Raw genomic sequence first — 16,947 nt, forward strand, 5'->3', positions numbered from 1 at the left:
TGTATGGGGACGGCCGTGCGCATCGGCGCGAGCGTCTGATACTCTTACAAACACTCGCGCGTTCTTACGACGGTGTATGTTCCAGCGCAGCGACAGGCCGTACCGCGCGCGGCGCGCCAAGCACCGCGCGAACGCGCTGCAACGCCTCCCATTGCTGCGCGCTCGGAGTTGCTTTTTGCACGCGTTCGTCGGCAAGGAGTCTGTCTAGCAGTGTCAGCAGCCCCTTTCGGTCTGCAGCTGTATTCAGCAAAGCTGGAAGCGTCGCGATGGACCGCTGCGGCTCCTAAGTCGCGATGAGTTCCTGTTCGCCGCGAATGCGCCGCCAATGATCGGCTGGCAAGCTGGGCAGATATTCGGGGTAGGCTGAGCGAGATCCTGTGCACCGGGCGGCAGACCACCATGGTAGGGTACTGCGCGCGCTATTCCTGTGCGATTAGTCCGGCGCGCTGGGCATTCGGCTCGGCACCGCGTTCACGTGGCATTCGATCGATGCGACTCGCACCCCGAGGTTCACCGGATTCAAGAACCAGCTCAGCAGCAGCTATAACGGCCGCACCGCCCAGGTTATTCGGCGACGTGGGCTACCGGTGTTGGATTTCGTTAATTCTGCTAGCCGTGTTCATAGGAACGCTAATGGAGGGCCATCAATTTGGCTAGCACGCCTTTCGCGGCTCGACGCGCATTCACTTTCTGGCACGCATGGAAGTACGCTGCGTCGAGCGCGGTCCCGGTCATGATATGCGGATCGTCGAAATCCACCGGGTAACATGCAAGTACCCCCACAGTACGCCACGTTTCCTCCGCGAGGCATAGCCGAGAGAGGTATCACTCGATCGCACGCACCACTGTTGATATACCGCTCGCCCCGCCCTGCGCCCGCTAATCTTTCACATCGCTCAATAGCCGTGCTAGCGGAATCAAAGAACACCTTGAACGCGCTAGCAAAATTAATGGACATCAGGCTGTTAGACCGTTGCTGGAGCACAACGGCTGATAACGACGGCAATCTGTCTCACGGTCTTACCAGGTTCTTCCATTCCAATTTGGCGACCGCAGCACCCTCGCTATTGGCGAGCAATTGCCCACCGGCATGCTTGATGAATGCGACCCAACCGCCATCGCCTTCTTCGGCCTTCTTCCATTCGTTAAAGCTGCCTGCTAGTTCGCACCAGACATTGCCGTTGTCCTGCAGACCGCCCCCGACGACCGGAGCAAATTCGGCTGTTCCCATCGTGCCCCAGAAGCCACGTCTAACATCAGTGGAGTAGAACTGGCGGTTGGCGAGATTCCGGTTCATGGCACTCTTGAAGTCTGTGGATTCGCCGTCCCAGTTCTGTGTTTGTATGACGCCGCCATCGCTCAGAATTTAGAGGCGTCGGTTGGTGAACTCCGGCTCGAAGTAGAGACAATGAACGTCATCGTGCATGTGCATTGAGGCGTATTCCCAGTGATCCGGATTGACCCAGTCGCCTCCCAATAAACGCCAGCTGTCTCCCTTATTCCTGGAAACCATTGCATGTTTCCAGCCAAAGCCCACCACGTCGGGATTCGTCGGATGCACATCAGGGCGATTCAGAGATCTCCATTTCGTGGCTCGGTGAGGTGCCGCGCAAAGAGACGACCAAAATTCTTACACTCCTGGCATGGTTCGAGGTACAAGGTGCCACTCGAGTCACCGATAGTTTCGTAACTTGAGAGCCCCTGCCCAAATCCGATAATACAAAAGCTGGTCATATACTCAGCTTTCAAAACAGCCGAGGCGATGATCTTCGGTTCTGCACAACTGGCTTTACATACGAGCTCCATGCCCTCTAGTAATCTGGTACTCAGAGTCAGACCAGCAACCCCTTTAAATTTCTTTTTGATATCGGCTTCCATTGATGCGCGGATACCGTTGTATCCACCGTTACCAGGGCCGCCGATCAATGCGTTGGCATTCCTCAAGAGGGCTGCTGAAAGCGAGACGAGCACGCGAACTCCACGTCTTCCTGCCGGCACTACAGCGACTACAATGACGCCGGATGCGCGTGCTCCTATCTCTTCCAGAAATGTGTACACAGCCTCGGCATACTCACGTGTGGCTTCTGTTGGCGGCGGGAATGGAGCATAACGCTCCGCGAGGACACGCTGAATATGTGAGGTATTCGCTTCAAATACTGAGGCATCCATAGCGCACCCATGAAATAGAAAAGTGAATACTCTTTCTATCCTGCTGCCGTCTATCTCACGCGCACATGCCCTTTCGGACCTCAGTGAACCGGCCTGCCGCCTTACCAGCCCGTCCGAAGCCTGCACACGTCACGCAAACGTCAGTGCGTTCAGTCGAGTCGGCGATCTACAGTGGCGCAAACAGGATTCCTTGTCAACTGTGCTGATGGAATAGCCGCTGTCGAAATATCGCGCGGCGTGCCATTCTTACCCGTCCTCATGCGCAATGGATCGCACAACGAAAGATTACTTATGAGATATTGGTAGCGCAGATACCAAACTGCAGTCACACCTTACGGCTCAACCCATGACTATGCTGGATAAGGGAATTTCCGCATCAGTGAAACAATGGAACGAATAACACCTGGTACCGAAATGATAGGTATTCGGCGTATATATGTTCTTAAATCATCCTGAATAAATCGGCGGGTTTTGTGCCGAAACAAGGATGAGCGAAGCTGCTTAATTGCAATTCGGTTGACGTCGACCGGGCCGGATGCTGCGAGCAAGGTGGGAGCGGACTTGCTTCTCAACCGTGGGCGACGCCGCCCCACGGTTCTCGCGTAAGGATTTCGGACTCGTGCCGCGGTCGGCGTCTAAAGCTCACGTAGCCAGCCCTTGTCGCGGGTTCTTTCCGGCCTCTTCTGCTGGTCGGTGCGCGCTTTCCGGTGGCCAGCCGGAGCGATCTCCCGCACGTTCGTGTGCTCCCTGCTCCGTGCCTTGTTTGCGTCCTGCGTCTTCTCCAGGTCCTTCGCCCGCGTCTGACCGGCAGTGTTAGCCTGGTGCGTCGCCTGCTTCTGCTCGGCGCTCTTCGCTTGCTCGCTGTTCTGCGTGCGATCAGCGGCGCGCTGGCGGCCCCTGGCTGCCGCACCATTCCGGTTGCCGTCAGCGTCTTTCCGGACGAACTGTATGCCGCCCCACGAAGCTGGGCAGAGCAGGCGTATCCCAAACTGATTCATTACAACCGCCTGCCCAAAGGAGGCCACTTTTCGGCCTGGGAGCAACCGCAAACATTCGTGGACGAGGTTCGCGCGAGCTTCCAGTCGCTGCGTTAGGCTTCCAAACCCTGTCTCCGCGCGCGGTTCCGCTGCCGCGCGTGCGCGACTCTGACGGCCAGGTGGCGACGGGCTACATTCCCCATCTGAGCGATGGCGTGTGGACCGGGCTATCCCAATGCCGCTTCATTTCGTCATCCAGCACGCACAAGGTGATCGACGCGCCGGCCATCTCCAGCGACGTCGTAAGCGATCCGACCTGCACGCGCGCGACCGCGAGACCGCGCTGGTGCAGCCACGAGCGTGTGGAGTTGAACAACAGATACAGTTCCCCGAGCGGCGTTCCGCCCAGTCCATTGATCAAGACCAGCAACTCGGAGCCGTTCCCCGGCTTCAAATCGGCGATGATCGCCGTCAGCAGCTCTGCCGCGATCGCATCGGCTGCGGCGAAGCGCGCGCGACGCCGCCCCGGCTCGCCATGAATGCCGACGCCGACCTCGATTTCATCGTCGCCGATCTTGAACGTCAGCGTGCCCGCTGCGGGCACCGTGCAACTCGAAAACGCGACGCCCATCGACGCCGTACGCTTGTTGATCCGGTCGCCGAACGCCTTGCATTGTTCGAGATCGGCGCCGCTCTCGGCCAGACTGCCCACCAGCTTCTCAACGATCACGGCACCCGCGACGCCGCGCCGCCCCGTTGTATAACTGGAGTTCTCGACGGCGACATCGTCGTTGATCAACACCATCGCATTCGGCAACTCCGACATCTCGGACGCCATTTCGAAGTTCATCAGATCGCCGGAATAATTCTTCACGATGAAGAGCGTCCCCGCGCCTGTATCGACGGCCTTGGCGGCTGCCATCATCTGATCGGGCGTCGGCGAAGTGAATACCTGGCCGGGGCACGCGGCATCCAGCATCCCGTACCCGACGAAGCCGATATGCAAAGGCTCGTGTCCCGAGCCGCCGCCCGAGACGAGCGCAACCTTGCCAGGCTTGAGCGTCTTGCGCCGCACGAACACAGGTTCGTTGTCGAGCACGACGAGATCACCGTGCGCGGCGGCGAATCCAGTAAGGCTCTCAGTTAAAAAGTCGTCGACATGGTTGATAAATTTTTTCATGGCCTGCGCTCCTTTCACTCTCTGTCTTGCGCGAGCCGCGCGCAAATCGCACTGATCATCAACTGGCTCGACCGTGCGCCGGGATCGATGTGTCCGCGTGCACGCTCGCCGAGAAACGACGCGCGCCCCTTGGTCGCGAGCATGTCACGCGTCGCGCGCATGCCCTCTTCGGCCGTCAGCGGCAGCGCGTCGAGCACGGCCTCGGGCGCCGCACTCCCGTCGGCTAGTTCCACGAAGCGTGACGCGACAGGGATGAGCACGTCCATCATCGTCTTGCTGCCGATGCCGGCCTTGCCGCGCTGGGCTACGGCGTCGACACCCGCAGCGAAGATCCGCGCCGCGTCCTCCACACGCATGGTGTCCGCGTTCTGCGCCGCCTTTGCCATGCCATGCAGCAACGAAAAAAACAGCGGCCCCGATGAACCGCCCACCGTCGACAGCAATTTGGAGGCGGCCTGCTCCAGCGCGGGCGAAAACGCCTCGGCCTCGATATTGGCGCGCATCGCAAGCAGCGCATCGACGCCCCGCAACAGGTTGAAGATATGATCGCCATCGCCGATCTGCTGATCGAGCGCGGCGATCTCGTCCGTGTGTATCTTTAGCGTCGCATGCGCAGCCTCGATGCACGCCATGACCGTTTTTCCGTTCATGCCGGAATCCTCCTGCCGTCGGAGCGGAAATAGAGAAGGCTGCGCGGGGGCAGCGACACGCCGACTGTTTGCCCAGGCGTGAAATTGCGCTCGGTCATCGTCGTCGCGACGATGGCGGTGCCTTCGCGCTCCATGATCAGCAGATGTCGCAGCGGTGAATATTCGAGCACGCGAAGATTGAGCACGTCGCGCGTATCAGGTGCGTGCAGCACGATGTCTTCAGGCCGGATCGCGACCGTCGACGTGCCCGCCGGCATCGTGGAAGGCTCGAACAACACGGGCGGCAGCAGGTTGATGGGCGGCGAGCCGAGACGTTGCGCAGCGCCTAGCGAAGCGGGATTGCCATACACATCACGCGGCGCCCCCATCTGCACGATGCGTCCTTGTTCGAGTATGCCGATGCGATCCGCAAGCGTGGTCGCTTCGACCTGGTCGTGCGTCACGTAGATGATCGTCGCGCCGATCGTGCGATGCAGGCGCTTCAGTTCGATCCGCATCTCCTCGCGCAACTTCGCATCGAGCGACGACAGCGGCTCATCCATCAGAAACACCTTGGGCTGACGCACTAGCGCGCGTCCGATGGCGACGCGCTGCATCTCGCCGCCCGACAGATGCGTCGCCAGATTGCCAAGTTTCGACTCGATATGCAGCATCTGCGCGACCATCTGCACGCGCGCGGTGACTTCCGCCTCGCTCACGCGCCGCCGCGGGGAGCGCAGTGGAAACGCCAGGTTGCCAAACACCGTCAGATGCGGGTACAGCGAATACTGCTGAAAGACGAAGGCGACGTCCCGGTCCGCCGGATGCATGTCCGTCGCGGCGGCACCGTCGATGAATATCTCGCCTTCGTCGGGGCGTTCGAGACCAGCGATGAGACGCAACGTCGTGGTCTTGCCCGCGCCGCTCGGCCCGAGCAATACGACAAACTCGCCCTCTTTCACGTCGATCGACACATCATCCACCGCGACGATATCGCCGAATCGCTTCGTCACCCCATGCAGGCGAATCTCAGACATAAGCACCTCCGTTGCCGCGTCCGTTGACGGCCATCTGCCGCGCAGCGCCGGGCAGCAGCACGCCGCTCGATGCGTCGTAGATCAGCGTGCGCTCTTTGTGAAACGACAACCCGACCTGCGCGCCCGCCGCTCGTCCTTCTTCCTTGCCAACCCGCACGCGCACCACGCCGAGCGCCGTTTCGACGACCAGAATCTGATGCGAGCCCAGATACTCGTCGGCGATCACGCGTCCACGCAACGCACTGCGCTCGTCGATCACGACGTGCTCGGGCCGCACGCCAAGCAGCGCTTTCGCGGCGGATGCAGCTGTGCGCGGCACGGACACGGCGACACCGCCGAGCGAGACCGATTCCACGCCCGCTTCGACGCCGCCGTCCACGGCCAGAAAATTCATCGGCGGGCTGCCGATAAAGCTCCCAACGAACACGGTCGCTGGAAAGTGATAGACCTCATGCGGGGACGCGGATTGGAGCACCTCGCCGCCGCTCATCACAACGATGTCGTCGGCCATCGCCATCGCTTCGCGTTGGTCGTGCGTCACGTAGACCGTCGTTGCGTTGAGCGCATTGTGCAGCTTGCGCAACTCAAGGCACATCAGTTCGCGGAAATCCGCGTCGAGCGTGCCCAGCGGCTCGTCCATCAGAAAAGCCTTCGGATGCCGGACAATGGCGCGGCCCAAGGCGACGCGTTGGCGATCGCCGCCCGACAGTCCCCCCGTCTTTCGGTCCAGCAGACTTTCGATGCGCAGCATATGCGCGGCCGCATCGACGCGCGCCGCAATCTCGCGGCGCGAAATGCCTTCGTTCTTCAGCGGAAAGGCGATGTTGTTGCGCACAGTCATATGCGGATAGAGCGCGAACATCTGGAACACAAACGCAATGTCGCGTTGACGCGCGCGCAATCCCGTCACATCTTCGCCGTCGATCAGAATCTGGCCCGAGGTCGGCAGTTCGAGCCCGGCAATCATGCGCAACGTCGTCGTTTTGCCGCAGCCGGACGGTCCGAGCAGCACGACGAAGCGGCCGTTGCTCACGGTGAGATTCGTATCATGCACCGCAGTGAAGGCGCCGAAGCGTTTATGAAGGTTGGAGAGAACGATCGTCGACATGGCTCACTCCGGGAAGTGACTGGTCACGACGAAAGCCAGCGCACCCACCAGAATCACGGGAAACGACCAGGTGTAGAGACCGACCGTGAATGGCTGGACGAGCATCGCAATGCCGAGGCCGATAAGCACGGTCGATGCCCCCTCACAGTAACGCCGTCGGAACAGGCGGCGGCGCGGCATGGCGGGTTGAGCTTTCATTTGCGCACTGCTCCGAAGGTGATCCCGCGCAACAGATGCTTGCGCAGTACAACGGTAAAGATCAGGATGGGCAGAACGAACAGCGTCGTGGCGGCCGCGACGGCCGGCCAGTCCTGTCCGCCCTCGCCAATGATGAACGGAATGAACGGCGGCATCGTCTGTGCATCGCCGCTCGTCAGCAGCAATGCGAACGCGTACTCGTTCCATGCAAAGATCAGACAGAAAATGGCCGTCGCGGCAATACCCGTGATCGCCTGAGGCAGCACGACCTTGACGAAGGCCTGCAACCGCGTATATCCGTCGACGAGGGCGGCTTCCTCATATTCGCGCGGGATTTCGTCCATGAATCCTTTGAGCAGCCACACCGCGAGCGACACGTTCACAGCCGTATAGAGCACGATCATGCCGAGGTAGCTATCGGAGAGGCCGATGGCGCGATACATCAGATAGATGGGAATCGCGACCGCGATTGGCGGCATCATCCGCGTGGACAGGATGAAAAACAGCAAGTCGTCGGCAAGCGGGATCCTGAAGCGCGAGAACGCATAGGCTGCCAACGTGCCGAGAAAAACCGCAAGGAAGGTCGAGCCGAAGCCGATCACGAGCGAATTGACGAAGCGCGGCAAGACCTTCGACGGCCCCGCAATCACCATATTGCGCTTGCGCACATCGCGGTCATACCACGTCTGAGCGGGCGGCAAGCTTGCGATGAACTCGGGCGTCTGCCGCGAGCGGATCGTGAACAGATTCACATAGCCCTCCATCGACGGGTGGAAAACCACGACGGGCGGATAGGCAACCGCGTCTTCCTGCGTCTTGAAGCTCGTGAGGATGATCCATACGATCGGCAGCGCCGCAATCAGTGCGTAGGCGATTACGATGAAGGCGGCGAACGTCTTGCTGCGCGGCGATGCCGCCACCACCGACTGTTGAAGTGCAAGGTCTGTCATCGCTGTTTCACCCGGTTGAGCGCCTTCACATAGATATTCGCCGCGCCGAAGACCACCACGAACAGGATGATCGCCAGTGCGGACGAGTACCCCGTCTGCCACTTCTCGAATGCAGCGCGCTTGAGCGTGATCGACACAGTTTCCGTTACCGAGCCCGGGCCGCCTGATGTCAGCAGGTTCACCATGTCGAACATCTTGAAGTTCTCGATACCGCGAAAGAGGATCGCAAGCATCAGGAACGGCAGGGTCATCGGCAATGTGATCGACCAGAATTGCCGCCACGGCGAAGCACGGTCCACTTCGGCCGCTTCGTAGATGTAGTCCGGAATCGAACGCAATCCCGCGAGACAGATCAGCATCACGTACGGCGTCCACATCCACGTATCGACCATCACGATGGTCCACGGCGCGAGAGGCACGTCGCCGATCATCTGAAACGAGTTCGGCGCAATGCCCGTGAAAAAGCTCACGATGTGGTTGAAAAGTCCTGTTTGCGGCTGAAGCAGGAAGGTCCAGAAGTTGCCGACCACAGCGGGCGAAAGCATCATCGGCAGCAGAATCAGCGTGGTCCAGAAGCTATGGCCGCGGAACTGCCGGTTGATCAGCAGCGCGAGCCCGAAACCGAGCAGCACTTCGAGCCCGACCGACCAGAATACGAAGCGCGCCGTCACCTGCATGGCGTACCAGATGTCTTCGTCGGTGAGTATGTCTGTGTAATTGTCGATGCCGACATTGCGCGCGGGCACGCTCGGCATGTTCGACTTGAAGTTCGTGAACGACAGCCGCAATGCCCAGATCAACGGAAAGATGTTGATGGCGAGCAGCAGCACGATAGTCGGAAGAATGAACAGCCACGCGATCGTCCGGTCCGACAGCCCGCGCAGGCGCGCGGCAGCGCGCGTCTGCGCTTGCGTCTGCAACCCTTCCGGAGGAAAAGGCTTGTTTGCCAACATGCCTGACTCCTTGTTGTCGCGGACCGGCAAGATTGATCGGCTTGCCGCTCCGCGCGTTCATGTGCGGGGACGCTAGTTCTTCCCTTCAGCCTTGAAGACCTTGTTCCAGTCCTTGACGAGCAGATCGAGCGCTTCTTTCGAGGAGCCTTTATCGGCAACCACATAGTCGTGCACGCGCTTTTGCATGTCGAGCAGCAACTCGGCATACGCAGGCTCGGCCCAGAAGTCTTTGACGATCGCCATCGACTTCAGGAATGCAGGCGCAAATGGCGCGCTCTTCGGAAAGTCCGGCGCATCGACCACTGACTTCGCCGCCGAGTAGCCGCCGAGTTGCCACCACTTCTTCTGCACATCGGGCTGCGCAAACCACTTGATGTATTCGAGCGCGTCAGCCTTGTGGTCCGAGTACGACACGACGGAAATGCCTTGCCCGCCGAGCTGGGTGAACTGTTTCGTTTCCTTTGGATTGACGAAGAAGCCAATCTTGTCGCCGCCGACATTCGGGTCCTTGTACAGTCCGGGGAAGAAGGCAAACCAGTTCATCTGCATCGCGACCTGGCCAGACTTGAACGCATCGAGTCCTTCCTGCATGTAGGCGTTCGTCATGCCGGGCGCCGTGCAACACTTGTAAAGCGCCTTATAGAATTCGAGCCCCTTGATGGCGCCTGGCGAATTCACAAAGCCGTCCAGGCGATACGGCTTCTTCGGGTCCTCGTATTCAAAGCCGAAGTTATAGAGCATGTTGGTCACGCCCATCGTGATCCCTTCCGAACCGCGCTCCGTGAAGATATACACGCCATACACGGTTTTTCCGTCGATCTTTCGGCCCTGGAAGAACTCGGCTGTCTGCTTGAGCTCGTCCATCGTAGTGGGCGGTTCGAGTTCGCGCTTGTACTTCTGTTTGAACTCCGCGCGCAGTTCGGGCCTTGCAAACCAGTCCTTGCGATACGTCCAGCCGACGGCGTCCGCCATTGCGGGCAGCGCCCAATAATTCGGCGTGTTCTTTGGCCATTCCGAGTAGCCGACGACGGTCGCCGGCACGAAATCGTTCATCGATATCTTGTTCTTGTCGAAGAAGTCATTGAGCTTCACGTAGTGCCCATTGACCGCGGCACCACCAATCCACTGACTGTCTCCGATGATGAGGTCGCAAAGTTTCCCGTGCGAATTGAGTTCATTGATAAAGCGGTCTGCGTAGCTCGTCCACGGCACGAACTCGAATTTCATCGCAATGCCGGTTTTCGCCGTAAAGTCTTTCGACAATTCGACGAGCGCATTGGCGGGGTCCCAAGCAGCCCAACATAACGTCAACTGCTTGCCCTGCGCGTGCGCCGCCGATCCGAAGCTCAGCCCCAGCGACGCCAGCAGCGCCGCGATTACCCTTGCTGTCGTAAGACGTACCATGTCTCTTCTCCTTGTCTCCGTCGGGTCTCGAACCTGATGACAGACAGCGCCCATGCGCCGGACGCTGTATTTAGCGCTCTGGCAGACTCAGCGAGCTGTCCGCGTGTCGCGAGCTTCAGGCATGCGCATTCTCACGAAGATAAATACGGGTTTCGGGCGTCGGAATGGCGAGCACGCCGCGCACGTCGTTCAGTAAATTGATAGCGGCGAGCCCCGCGCAGTGGACGATGCCGCGCACGTCCTGATCGAGGATGACGTCGATCGCCCGCTCCGACAGTTGCGCCCGCGTGTCGGCCGTGCACTCGTGGCCGATCAGCACGACGCGCGTCTTGTCGCCCGATTCCTGCAACGTCGAGGCGATGCCGGAAATGCCACCACCCGTCACATACACGCCGACCAGATCGGGGTGCCCCGCCATCAGCCCTTGCACAGCGAGACCGGCGCTGTCGTCGTCCTCGGCGAAGTCGGGCTCGGTCAGCCAGCGCAGGTTGCGAAAGTCTTCCTCGAGAACCTGGGAGAAGCCCGTACGACGCTCGAGCTGATCGTGCAAACGCGACGACGCCGACAGCACCGCGACCGTGCCGATGCGCGCGCCCACGAAGCGTCCCATCAGCAGACCCGCGGTTCTTCCTGCCATCCGGTTATCGACGCCGACATACGCAGCCCGCGCACTCGACGGTAAATCGGAAAAGACCGTCACGACGGGCACATTCGCATCGGTCACGTCCTGGATCATTCGCTCGACCCAGGGGTAGTCGAGCGGCACGAGCACGAGCGCGTCATAGTCGATCAATTGCTGTGCGAGCGATGTTGCGTCGCGCTGGCTGGAGAGGTCGCAACGATAGAACGACGGGACGAGACGATGCTCCCGAAAGAAGCTGGCGGACAGCGCAATATCGCGCTCGACCTGATCGAGAAAGCGGGAGTTGATTTGCGGTAAGACGAAAGCGACCCGGAATGACGTGGTTTTCGCCGGCCGGCCGCGGCTTGCGCGTTCGTCACGCAACGCGGCCAGCGCGAGATGGACGCGGTCGGCTGTCTCCGGACGAACCCCCTGATCGTCGCGCAGCACACGATCGACCGTGGCCACGCTCACGCCAGCTCGACGCGCAATCATCATACGTGTAGCCGGCATGAGTCTCCTCCGGTGCCAGGCGAAGAATCGTTTTGTTAACCCAAGATAGTTTTTTGCACGCGAAATGCAAGCTTTTTTGACGCGTTAAATGCGTCAATTTTGAAGACGAAATCGCCGCAAAGCACTTTATGGAAGCGATCAAGTTCGCGCGGCAGCGGGGCCGACCAGCCGCACCCCGGGAACCGGCGCGAGAACCTGCGTGGCATAGCCGAGGGGCGCGGCTCACCGCTCACGCCACGTTCGAAGATCCCACCTGTTCCCTGGAAGCGGCGGCGCGACACCGTATCGAATTGCGGGCGCTGCTATTCAGGCCTGCGCGAGAGGCATGGATGACATGCTCCCGCTGAACCCCGAAAGCATGCCTCGCATCACAAGTTTTGCCTAAGCTTTAGCTTGCGAAGCTTGAACGTGAGTTTCCAGCCCCTCGAGCAAGATCCTGCGCCATGCCGAGCGGGCCGTGTCCTCACGCTGGCGCGGACGCGCGCCGCCGACTTCGATAATGCGGCTGGCAGGTCTTGCCCGCGCTCCGCCGGCAGGCTCCAGCAACACGATCCGGTCGGCCAGATGCAGCGCCTCGTCGATATCGTGCGTGACGACGAGCGCGGCCGTTCGATGGGCGTCCACGATGGCGAGCAGCAAGTCCTGAAGGCGCATGCGCGTCATCGCGTCGACGGCGCTGAACGGCTCGTCGAGCAACAGCAGTTGCGGCTGCGTGAACAACCCGCGCGCAATCGCCACGCGCTGAGCCATGCCGCCCGACAGATGCTTGGGCCATAGCGCGCCGTCTTCTGCACGCAACCCGACCTCATCGAGCAGAGACCTCGCGCGTGCTAGCGCGTCGCCGCGTGCGCGTTGCGGAAAGCACACGTTCTCTGCCACCCGCAGCCATGGCAACAGGCGCGGCTCCTGAAAGATCACCCCTGCCAGCGGTGACGGCCCGCGCTGCACTTCGCCGTTGTAGGCAACCGTGCCCGCGTAATCGCGATCCAGCCCCGCTGCAATGCGCAGCAGTGTGCTTTTCCCGCAGCCGCTCGGGCCGAGCAGCGCCACGATCTCTCCGGGCGCGAGCGTGAGCCGCAGGCTGTCGAGAATCGGCCGGACGCCGTAGCGCTTGTAGCGGATGTCGATATCGACGAGGGGCGGGCGCGGAGGTTGCGGATCGCGCGCCGCGCTGATCGACGAAGCCGCGATCATGTGCGCGCCCCCTCGACACTCGTATCGCGCCAGGCCAGCACGTGCGCCTCGAGTGCCTTCATTGCGCTGTCCGTCAACTTGCCGAGCAATCCGAGCAGGATGATGGCGCCAAAGACGATATCGGGTCGGCCCGTCTCGCGGCCATCGCTCAGGAGATAGCCAAGGCCACGCGTGGCGGCGATCAGCTCGGCCGCGACGACGAACATCCACGAGACTGCCAGCCCCGTGCGCAGCCCCGTGAAAACATGCGGCAACGCAGCGGGCAACAGGATCCGCACGAATAACCGCCACGAAGACAATCGATAGACCGCGCCTAGCTCCACGAGCTTCCGGTCGACGTTTCGGACTCCAGAGAGTACGCTCAAATGCACGGGAAAGAATGCGCCAATCGCGACGAGCGAGATTTTTGGCGCTTCGTCGATCCCCATCCACAGCAGCAACACGGGCACCCACGCGAGCGAAGGAATTGCGCGCAGCGCCTGAAAACTCGGATCGAGCAGTGCGTCGAGCCGGCGGCTCAAGCCCATCCCCGCGCCGACGACCACCGCGAGCAGCGCGCCGCAGGCGAACCCGGCCGCCACGCGCGCCGTGCTCTGGACGATGTGCTTGAGCAAGGTTTCGCCGCCGAGCTGCCAGAGCGCCTGCGCAATTTCCGAAGGCGCGGGCACGAGATTGTCCGGCAAGACCCGGGCACGCACGAGAACTTCCACGACGCACAGGAATACGACCGGCAGCAGCGCGCCCGCCATGCGCCAGGCGCGCGGCGCGCGCTCTGCCTGGGCGCCCGCTTCCTGCGCCGGCACATTGGTGCGTGGTGTGTCGCCTTGCGCGAAAGCCCCTGTCCTTCGCCTTGCCCCGATCGCGTCGGATTCCGCCAGCGAGCGCGCGGCCGCTTCTTCGACTGCCATGTCAGCCCGCGTGGTTACTGACGTTGAGCCGACGCGAGCGCCGGCTGCGACGCCTGCGCATCGATCAGCGATTCGATCACCTGGTTCAGATCGGTGCCCGGCTTGACCAGTTGCTCCTGAACCAGGATAGGCGCGGCAGCTTCCAGCGCCTTGATCTGTTCCGCGCCCGGTCGAGGGTGACTGAAGTCGTTGCGGCTCAGTTGCAGCCTGGCAACGGCGAGCGACACCTTCGAGTCTTCGGAGACGATTTGCGCCGCCTCTTCGGGGTGCGCGCCGATCCACTCTCTTGCATGCTCATACACCTTGAGCACGCGCGTTACGGTGTCCGGGTACTGCTTCAGGAACGCGTCGCGCACGTTCAGGAAACCCCATGTGTTGAAATTGACGTTGCGGTACAGCAGCCGCGCGCCGTTGTCGACTTCCGCGGCAGCCATGTGGGGATCGAGCCCGGCCCACGCATCGACCTGACCGTTGACCAGTGCGGTGCGGCCATCCGGATGCTGGAGATTGACGATCTCGACGTCATCCTTCGTCAGGCCCACCGTATGCAGCGCACGCAGCGTGAAGAGGTAGGGATCGGTGCCCTTCGTGGCGGCAATCTTCTTGCCCTTCAGGTCGGCGAGCGACTTCAGCGGCGAATCCTTGCGCACCACCAGCGCCGTCCACTCCGGGCGCGAAAAGATATACACGGTCTTGATCGGATTGCCGTTCGCCTTGCCGAGCACGGCCGCGAGGCCGGCGGTCGAGCCGATATCGATCGCGCCGCTATTCAGATACTCCAGTGCGCGATTGCTGCCGAGGCTCAACACCCAGCGCACCTGCGTGTGATCCGGCGCGAACTCCTGCTCGAGCCAGCCATTGCGTTTGATCACCAGGCTTTCCGGCGAGTAGTACGCGTAGTCGATCTTGAGTTCCGCAGGCGCGGCGGCGGCGGCCCCTGCCGGCGCTGCAACCGCCGCGAGCAGCCACAGTGCGGCCAGCTTGCGCCAGGCGCGCAGCGACTGGCCGATATGCCGCCGCAGCGGCGTCTTCGTCGATTGGTTCTGCATGTGCTTTCCTCTTTTTTTGGCTTGTAGCGTGAGGAGCCGCGTGCGCCACGCGGCATACCCGTCGAGCCTGCCAGCATAGAAAGCCCTGCCGCAAAGCGGAACCAAGAATCAGTCAGATCGAAAGATGCGCAAAGAATATCCTCGCGCGAAGAGACGGCCGCCGCGTCAACACGCAGCCGGTTTGCCGCGCTGGTCGATCCATAGCCGAGCCCAGCGGGAGGCATACGCAATGGCGTGATCGGCCTCGAAAAAATAATCGATCGCTTCGAAAGAAAACGACGATCCAGTCGCCGACGACCCGTTCCCGATCGTCAGGTTCGCCGCATACAGTCCGCTCGGCAACGCATGGGCGGACGGTTCGACGTTGTATCCCTTGTATCGCATGAAGGTTCCCATAAAGACACTCGCGGACACGAGCGTCCGCAGCACTTCATCCTGGTGCAAGAAGCGCGCGGCGCCAAAGAATGCTTTGGCGTTAGCAAATCAGCATGAGCATCATTTCGTCATCACGATGCGCATTGGCGCCGAGCGCGCGCTATCGTACGGCTATTTCGCTGCCAGATGTTTCCGCCAAAAACTGACACGCAATACAGCTGTCGCCTGATGCTCCCCACCCCGACCTCGTGACGGCGCGATCACCAATGCCAGAGAGGTCTCGATTCCAAATTAGCGATCCGAAATAATTCTGTGTCGCTTCGTTCCACGGCACCAAAGGACAAGGTCAGAGTTGGCGTCAACTCAGGGCGCTCAGCTGCGCCGCTTCCGATACAACACCAATGTCGCCACCAGCCCGCATGCAGCGGCGAACCCCATCCAGAAGCCGGGTGCTGCCTTGTCGCCGGTGGCCTCTATCAGGTACGTCGAGATCGCCGGCGTGAAGCCACCGAACAGGGCGGTGGCCAGGCTGTACGCAAGCGAGAAGCCCGCCACCCGCACTTCCACTGGCATCACCTCAGTGAGTGCCACCACCATCGCGCCGTTGTACATGCCGAAGAAGAATGAGAGCAACTGCAGCACCAGCAACATGCGCCCGAAGCTGGGCGCGGCCGCCAGCCAGGACAGCGCCGGCCAGGACGAGAACAGTGCCAGCACGGTGATCGTCAGCAGGATCGGGCGGCGGCCGATTCGGTCAGACAGCGCGCCGCCGATCGGCAGCCAGATGAAGTTGGAGATGCCGACGCACAACGTGACGATCAGTGCATCGGCAGTGCTTAGCTTGAGCACGGTCTTGCCAAACGTAGGCGTGTAGACCGTGATCAGGTAAAAGGTGGTCGTGGTCATTGCCACCAGCATCATGCCGGCGATCACGGTTCGCCAGTTGACCAACATCGACTGGAAGACCTCGCTGGTGGCCGGATGATGACGGCGCTGGCTGAATTCCGCGGTCTCCTGCAGCGAGCGGCGCAGCACGAACAGAAAGGGCACAATAATGCAGCCGATCAGGAAGGGGATGCGCCAGCCCCAGGCGCCCACCTGCTGCGCCGTCAGATAAGCGTTGAGTGCGTAGCCCAGCGCAGCGGCCACTACGATGGCCACCTGCTGGCTCGCCGACTGCCAGGCCGTATAGAAGCCCTTGTGTCCCGGCGTAGCCATCTCGGCGAGGTAGACCGATACGCCACCCAGTTCGGCGCCGGCGGAAAAACCCTGCAACAGGCGGCCCATCAGGACCAGGAGCGGGGCCAGCAGGCCGATGGCGGCATAGCCGGGTACCAGCGCGATCAGGATGGTGCCGCTGGCCATGATCGACAGCGTGACGATCAGGCCTTTGCGGCGCCCGACCCTATCTATATAGGCGCCCAGCATGATGGCGCCGAGCGGACGCATCAGGAAACCGGCGCCGAACGCGGCGAAGGTCAGCATCAGCGAGGCGAACTCGCTGTTGGCCGGAAAAAAAGTGTGGGCGATGTAGGTGGCATAGAATCCGAACAGGAAGAAGTCGAACTGCTCAAGGAAATTTCCGCTGGTGACCCGCAGCACCATACCCAGCCTGGATGACCGCTGAGTTGGTGCTGTGCCTGTTAATTTTGCCTCCATTGCCGGCCTCCTTCAGGTTTGC

17 protein-coding genes and 1 pseudogene are annotated in these 16,947 nt (G+C 61.2%); 1 reads left to right on the plus strand and 17 read right to left on the minus strand.

What is annotated here, in order from left to right:
- Positions 1 to 1,012: 1,012 nt before the first annotated feature.
- The 3 genes from VSR34_RS15205 to VSR34_RS15215 form a co-directional block, all read right to left on the minus strand.
- Complete coding sequence (locus VSR34_RS15205) at positions 1,013 to 1,297, minus strand: hypothetical protein (protein ID WP_028213827.1); 285 nt, start codon at positions 1,295 to 1,297, stop codon at positions 1,013 to 1,015.
- A gap of 275 nt (positions 1,298 to 1,572) precedes the next feature.
- On the minus strand, positions 1,573 to 2,169 hold the full coding sequence (locus VSR34_RS15210; RefSeq protein ID WP_342962827.1) for a hypothetical protein: 597 nt from the start codon (positions 2,167 to 2,169) through the stop codon (positions 1,573 to 1,575).
- Between the two features lie 635 nt (positions 2,170 to 2,804).
- Positions 2,805 to 3,167: a hypothetical protein gene (locus VSR34_RS15215; RefSeq protein WP_342962843.1), complete on the minus strand. Its 363-nt coding sequence runs from the start codon at positions 3,165 to 3,167 to the stop codon at positions 2,805 to 2,807.
- On the opposite strand from VSR34_RS15215, the pseudogene VSR34_RS15220 reads away from it, so the two are divergent.
- Positions 3,081 to 3,263, plus strand: a pseudogene (locus VSR34_RS15220) (epoxide hydrolase); the annotation flags it as partial. The gene VSR34_RS15215 and the pseudogene VSR34_RS15220 sit on opposite strands and share 87 nt — an antisense overlap.
- Before the next feature lie 73 nt (positions 3,264 to 3,336).
- On the opposite strand, the gene dhaK reads toward VSR34_RS15220, so the two are convergent.
- The 14 genes from dhaK to VSR34_RS15290 all read right to left on the minus strand — a co-directional run bounded on the left by dhaK (position 3,337) and on the right by VSR34_RS15290 (position 16,925).
- Complete coding sequence (gene dhaK / locus VSR34_RS15225) at positions 3,337 to 4,326, minus strand: dihydroxyacetone kinase subunit DhaK (RefSeq protein ID WP_342962828.1); 990 nt, start codon at positions 4,324 to 4,326, stop codon at positions 3,337 to 3,339.
- A 14-nt stretch (positions 4,327 to 4,340) separates the two neighbouring features.
- Entirely contained in the window at positions 4,341 to 4,976 is a 636-nt protein-coding gene (gene dhaL / locus VSR34_RS15230) for a dihydroxyacetone kinase subunit DhaL (protein ID WP_028213830.1), read from the minus strand.
- Positions 4,973 to 5,992: an ABC transporter ATP-binding protein gene (locus tag VSR34_RS15235; RefSeq protein WP_028213831.1), complete on the minus strand. Its 1,020-nt coding sequence runs from the start codon at positions 5,990 to 5,992 to the stop codon at positions 4,973 to 4,975. The genes dhaL and VSR34_RS15235 overlap by 4 nt, the downstream gene beginning before the upstream one ends.
- Positions 5,985 to 7,100 (minus strand): ABC transporter ATP-binding protein, encoded by a 1,116-nt coding sequence (locus tag VSR34_RS15240; protein WP_028231546.1) that lies wholly within the window; start codon positions 7,098 to 7,100, stop codon positions 5,985 to 5,987. Before VSR34_RS15240 ends, VSR34_RS15235 begins: the two co-directional genes overlap by 8 nt.
- A gap of 3 nt (positions 7,101 to 7,103) precedes the next feature.
- Complete coding sequence (locus VSR34_RS15245; protein WP_028213833.1) at positions 7,104 to 7,298, minus strand: hypothetical protein; 195 nt, start codon at positions 7,296 to 7,298, stop codon at positions 7,104 to 7,106.
- On the minus strand, positions 7,295 to 8,248 hold the full coding sequence (locus VSR34_RS15250) for a carbohydrate ABC transporter permease (RefSeq protein WP_028213834.1): 954 nt from the start codon (positions 8,246 to 8,248) through the stop codon (positions 7,295 to 7,297). The genes VSR34_RS15245 and VSR34_RS15250 overlap by 4 nt, the downstream gene beginning before the upstream one ends.
- A complete protein-coding gene (locus VSR34_RS15255; protein ID WP_028231547.1) occupies positions 8,245 to 9,201 on the minus strand; it encodes a sugar ABC transporter permease in 957 nt (318 codons plus the stop codon). Before VSR34_RS15255 ends, VSR34_RS15250 begins: the two co-directional genes overlap by 4 nt.
- A 72-nt stretch (positions 9,202 to 9,273) precedes the next feature.
- Entirely contained in the window at positions 9,274 to 10,605 is a 1,332-nt protein-coding gene (locus VSR34_RS15260) for an extracellular solute-binding protein (RefSeq protein ID WP_028213836.1), read from the minus strand.
- Positions 10,606 to 10,720: 115 nt separating this feature from the next.
- A complete protein-coding gene (locus VSR34_RS15265; protein WP_028213837.1) occupies positions 10,721 to 11,740 on the minus strand; it encodes a LacI family DNA-binding transcriptional regulator in 1,020 nt (339 codons plus the stop codon).
- Between the two features lie 381 nt (positions 11,741 to 12,121).
- Positions 12,122 to 12,934 (minus strand): ABC transporter ATP-binding protein, encoded by an 813-nt coding sequence (locus VSR34_RS15270; RefSeq protein WP_042289836.1) that lies wholly within the window; start codon positions 12,932 to 12,934, stop codon positions 12,122 to 12,124.
- Entirely contained in the window at positions 12,931 to 13,842 is a 912-nt protein-coding gene (locus tag VSR34_RS15275) for an ABC transporter permease (RefSeq protein WP_342962829.1), read from the minus strand. Before VSR34_RS15275 ends, VSR34_RS15270 begins: the two co-directional genes overlap by 4 nt.
- Positions 13,843 to 13,856: 14 nt before the next feature.
- Positions 13,857 to 14,891, minus strand: a complete 1,035-nt coding sequence (locus VSR34_RS15280) for an aliphatic sulfonate ABC transporter substrate-binding protein (RefSeq protein ID WP_342962830.1) — start codon at positions 14,889 to 14,891, stop codon at positions 13,857 to 13,859.
- Between the two features lie 165 nt (positions 14,892 to 15,056).
- On the minus strand, positions 15,057 to 15,287 hold the full coding sequence (locus VSR34_RS15285; protein ID WP_028213840.1) for a hypothetical protein: 231 nt from the start codon (positions 15,285 to 15,287) through the stop codon (positions 15,057 to 15,059).
- A gap of 351 nt (positions 15,288 to 15,638) precedes the next feature.
- Positions 15,639 to 16,925, minus strand: a complete 1,287-nt coding sequence (locus VSR34_RS15290; protein WP_028213841.1) for an MFS transporter — start codon at positions 16,923 to 16,925, stop codon at positions 15,639 to 15,641.
- Positions 16,926 to 16,947 lie beyond the last annotated feature (22 nt).

The organism is Paraburkholderia sp. JHI2823 (genome assembly GCF_038900695.1).
GTDB classification, from domain to species: Bacteria; Pseudomonadota; Gammaproteobacteria; order Burkholderiales; family Burkholderiaceae; genus Paraburkholderia; species Paraburkholderia mimosarum.